Annotated in this window: 4 protein-coding genes and 2 pseudogenes; 4 read left to right on the top strand and 2 right to left on the bottom strand. The window is 51.1% G+C overall.

Going from position 1 to position 3356, the window contains the following annotated elements:
• Positions 1 to 337 precede the first annotated feature (337 nt).
• Positions 338 to 447: pseudogene (locus ACESMT_RS21010) on the bottom strand (AAA family ATPase); the annotation flags it as partial.
• Between the two features lie 340 nt (positions 448 to 787).
• Here ACESMT_RS21010 and ACESMT_RS21015 point away from each other — a divergent pair.
• The 3 genes from ACESMT_RS21015 to ACESMT_RS21025 are packed head-to-tail and all read left to right on the top strand — an operon-like array spanning position 788 to position 1822.
• Positions 788 to 1126 (top strand): terminase small subunit, encoded by a 339-nt coding sequence (locus tag ACESMT_RS21015; RefSeq protein ID WP_372828533.1) that lies wholly within the window; start codon positions 788 to 790, stop codon positions 1124 to 1126.
• Complete coding sequence (locus tag ACESMT_RS21020; RefSeq protein ID WP_372828534.1) at positions 1113 to 1397, top strand: hypothetical protein; 285 nt, start codon at positions 1113 to 1115, stop codon at positions 1395 to 1397. Before ACESMT_RS21015 ends, ACESMT_RS21020 begins: the two co-directional genes overlap by 14 nt.
• Positions 1394 to 1822 carry a hypothetical protein gene (locus ACESMT_RS21025; protein ID WP_372828535.1) on the top strand — a complete coding sequence of 143 codons (429 nt, stop codon included), beginning with the start codon at positions 1394 to 1396 and terminating at the stop codon, positions 1820 to 1822. The genes ACESMT_RS21020 and ACESMT_RS21025 overlap by 4 nt, the downstream gene beginning before the upstream one ends.
• On the opposite strand, the pseudogene ACESMT_RS21030 reads toward ACESMT_RS21025, so the two are convergent.
• A pseudogene (locus tag ACESMT_RS21030) lies at positions 1732 to 2548 on the bottom strand (IS110 family transposase); the annotation flags it as partial. The gene ACESMT_RS21025 and the pseudogene ACESMT_RS21030 sit on opposite strands and share 91 nt — an antisense overlap.
• Positions 2549 to 2725: 177 nt before the next feature.
• Between ACESMT_RS21030 and ACESMT_RS21035 the strand changes: the two are divergent.
• On the top strand, positions 2726 to 3343 hold the full coding sequence (locus ACESMT_RS21035; protein WP_372828536.1) for a GIY-YIG nuclease family protein: 618 nt from the start codon (positions 2726 to 2728) through the stop codon (positions 3341 to 3343).
• The last annotated feature ends 13 nt before the right edge of the window (positions 3344 to 3356 follow it).

Raw genomic sequence — 3356 nt, forward strand, 5'->3', positions numbered from 1 at the left:
AACAGTTACCTCTCCCTCGATGCGGTCCAATACCACGTTATCAACACGCCACGGTGAACGTAGCCCCAAAATCTGCGCGTAAAGGTCTGTATCTCTCATGCCTGCAAGCTTAAACTACCCACTCAATGTGGTGAAGCCCCATATTTATAAAACAAGCGTCATAAAAATTCAGATTCATAAATAACGCCGCTCCTGTTAATTGCGACATTGAGGCTGTAGAAAAACCCCACAAACCAAACATTCTGCTAAAATGTGACACCGCAACTAAATCGGGTGCGACACATGCCAAAGTTCAAACGTTATTACTACAATCAGTCGACCAGCTCCAGTACATTAGTTTTCGCCAGCTGCTGTATGTTTTTGCGAAGCGACCATCACCGTGTGCAATGCTCAACATTTCGAGCAGACGTGACTCGCGGAAGTAACCACGGAGAAGCCATGCCGGCATGGCTAGGTTGCGAATACAGGCCAGCCGTACTCGACTTTCCTGGATTCCAAAGAACATTGCTTTGCTCGTAAACTTTGTACCGTTACCGCAAACGATCTGCGATGACTCGGAGACGCTGTCCCCAAAAACTTTATTTTTCCAAATTCTCAATATTTAGGATCATGGGCTATAATAAGTGGACTGGCAGGAAGCGCGCTAGTTTGCCCGGGGCGGTATTGCTCGGGCTTTTTAGTTTATTGGGTGTGGCAAGCCAGCACATTAGAGGGTTGCTGAGAAACTTACAGGCGATGAGCAAAGGAAAAGCTCAAACCAGCCCAAAAACTGAACGCAAAACGCAAAATGTTCTGCCGGGAATACCTGGTTGATCTAAACGCAACGCAGGCCGCTATCCGTGCGGGTTACAGCACTAAAAACGCCGATGTAACGGGCCCGAAAATGTTGGGAAAAGTTGGTATTGCCGAATTCATCCAACAGCTAATGACTCAGCGTGCAGAAAAGGTCGGGGTCACAGCTCAATCAGTGATCGAAGAGATCGCTAAAATGGCGTTTGCCAACATGGCTGACTACACACGACGCGCGAGAGGGTTGCCCAAGAATTCGGAGAACAGAGGAACAAGACCTGAACACTGCATCTGCATGGAACCGATTACAGCAATCCAAACAGGTGGCTATCGGTGAGAGCGATAGCCTTGCAACCGTAGTGGTGAAGCTGGGCGGTATTCGCGTGAATTGGAGACAGAATATAACAGGCGATACTGTTAGCAATAAAATGGTACCCGGTGTTGGGCCGGTGTTTAGGAAAACCGGTACAAACCCGGACGCAATGGCAACAATGCTGTTTAAGCACGGTTACATCACGCAATCTCAACTTGATGACATGGACGGAAGAAATGAGCTGTATGACGCTCTAAATTCAGAACTGGTGGTGGGCAGAAAAAGTACAAGTTGAATTCCGACAGGGCAATTGAAGAGGCTCTTCAGGATCGAGAGGATCAGCACCAGGCTGAAATGGAGGAAATGCAAAGCCAGCGCGAAGCCATGTACGCACATATCAAGGACGAATACGGACAGCAGGCTGCTGACATTGCAAGACTTTACGATGACGCGCATGATGATTCTATTTCAGATATTCTTACTGACAACGATATACAAGACCAACAAAATCAGGAATATGAAAACGACAGAGAGTCAGCCAGTGCAGAAGAAGGATTCAATCCCTACCAGACCGAAAGTGGTGAGCCAGTGCGGGCAGTTGGCAGAGAAGCGCCTGGCCAACCTCAGGAAGCTGAGCGGGCTTTGGTGATGCGTCCGAGTCGCGCTTTGCCACCGCTGCTGTATTGGCCCGGCACGAGTCCGATCCATGCTGCGACCTGACGCCCGTTGCTGAAGTCATGCCCACTACCAATGCTGGCCAGCAGTGCACTGGCCGTGGTAGGTCCTATCCCCGGTAGCTGCATCAAACGTTTGCTGCGCGCATCGTCACGCGCGATTTGTGCGATCGCTTTGTCATATTCGTGGATACGTTCTTCTAGCTGGCCCGCATGAGCGAGCATATCGCCCACACAGCGGTTGGACCAACCCGGCAGGTCTTCCAGGTGTGCACCGATTTCAGCCGCGCAGGCGTTCCACCTTTTGTGGAAGGACGATGCCAAATTCGGCAATGAGTCCGCGCAGGCGGTTGTACAGGACGGTGCGTTCTTCGACGAAGCCTTGGCGGGTTCGATGTAAGGTCAAGGTGGCTTGCTGGTGTTCGTCCTTGATCGGCACAAATAGCATCTGCGGACGGGTGACGGCTTCACAGGTGGCGGCCGCATCGGCTGCATCGTTCTTGCCGCGCTTGCCCGTCATGCGGTATGGGGTGACAAACTTGGGCGCGATCAAGCGGACGGTGTGGCCGTACTGTTGAAACTGTCGTGCCCAGTGGTGTGCACCGCTGCAGGCTTCCATGCCAATCAGGCACGGTGGCAGGTTGGCAATCAGGGGCAACAGTTGGTCGCGTGCAACCTTGGGTTTGACCAGCCCAACCTTGCCATTCTCATCTACGCCGTGAATAGCAAAAACATTCTTGGCAAGGTCAATTCCTATCGTGATAATGTTCATGACTTTCCTCCACTGGTGGTGTTGATGAAAACTGCGATTTCAATCAGCGCACTTTTGATGCCGTTCGCGACACCTTCGCCGCTACCTCAGGACGGGGAAGTCCCTTTCATTCGTTAGGTCGCGCTGAAACAGCATTAGGCGACGCAAGACCAGGAATCCAACTTACTCGGGCTAATGATGTTCAATCGACTAAAAAGATGGTTCAAGCGACCAAATAATCCCGGAGGTCACGTCTACTACACAAGGCTCATAACCCAGCAAGGAACGTTCTACAAGATTGGATACACGACCAAGCCAAGTTTGATGGAACGCATGAGCTTCGGTGGACTCGGTGACGAAAAGCTGATTGACCGCGTTCTTCTTTTTACGTTTCGCGAAGATGCCTGGGATGTCGAGCAAACCCTCCTTGAGCACTTCGATAAGCATCGAGCGTTTGGAAAATTCAGCAACGACCCGATGATGCCCCTAGCAGGAAGAGGTCAGTCCGAGTTGTTTTCTCATGACGTACTAGGCTTAGATAGTGATCTCTATCGGTTGTCAGAGGAGCAGCAGGCGGCGCTCAAAGTGGATCTCGCGCAATCGAAGGATGGTTGTTTGATGGTTCTTCTCGGCTTAGTTCTAATTCCCTTCACATTGGGCTTCTCGCTCTTCTTCATCGCAGGTGGAGCGTCCTACTTTTTCGGGTCCGGCGCAGGCACTCGACTGGGCAAAAAGCAGCCGCAACACACATCTAAAATCCAAGAGCTCGTAAATGAATTAGTGCAGGCAGGGCCACAAAACAAGGGCACGGCCTAACGAATAAGGTTAG

Origin of the sequence: Polaromonas sp. (genome assembly GCF_041689105.1) — a bacterium.
Lineage (GTDB): Bacteria > Pseudomonadota > Gammaproteobacteria > Burkholderiales > Burkholderiaceae_C > Polaromonas.

What these genes read in the sequence shown, in the direction of transcription:
- ACESMT_RS21015 (WP_372828533.1), top strand. Translation starts at nt 788, where the DNA reads ATGTTCTGCCGGGAATACCTGGTTGATCTAAACGCAACGCAGGCCGCT.
- ACESMT_RS21035 (WP_372828536.1), top strand. Translation starts at nt 2,726, where the DNA reads ATGTTCAATCGACTAAAAAGATGGTTCAAGCGACCAAATAATCCCGGA.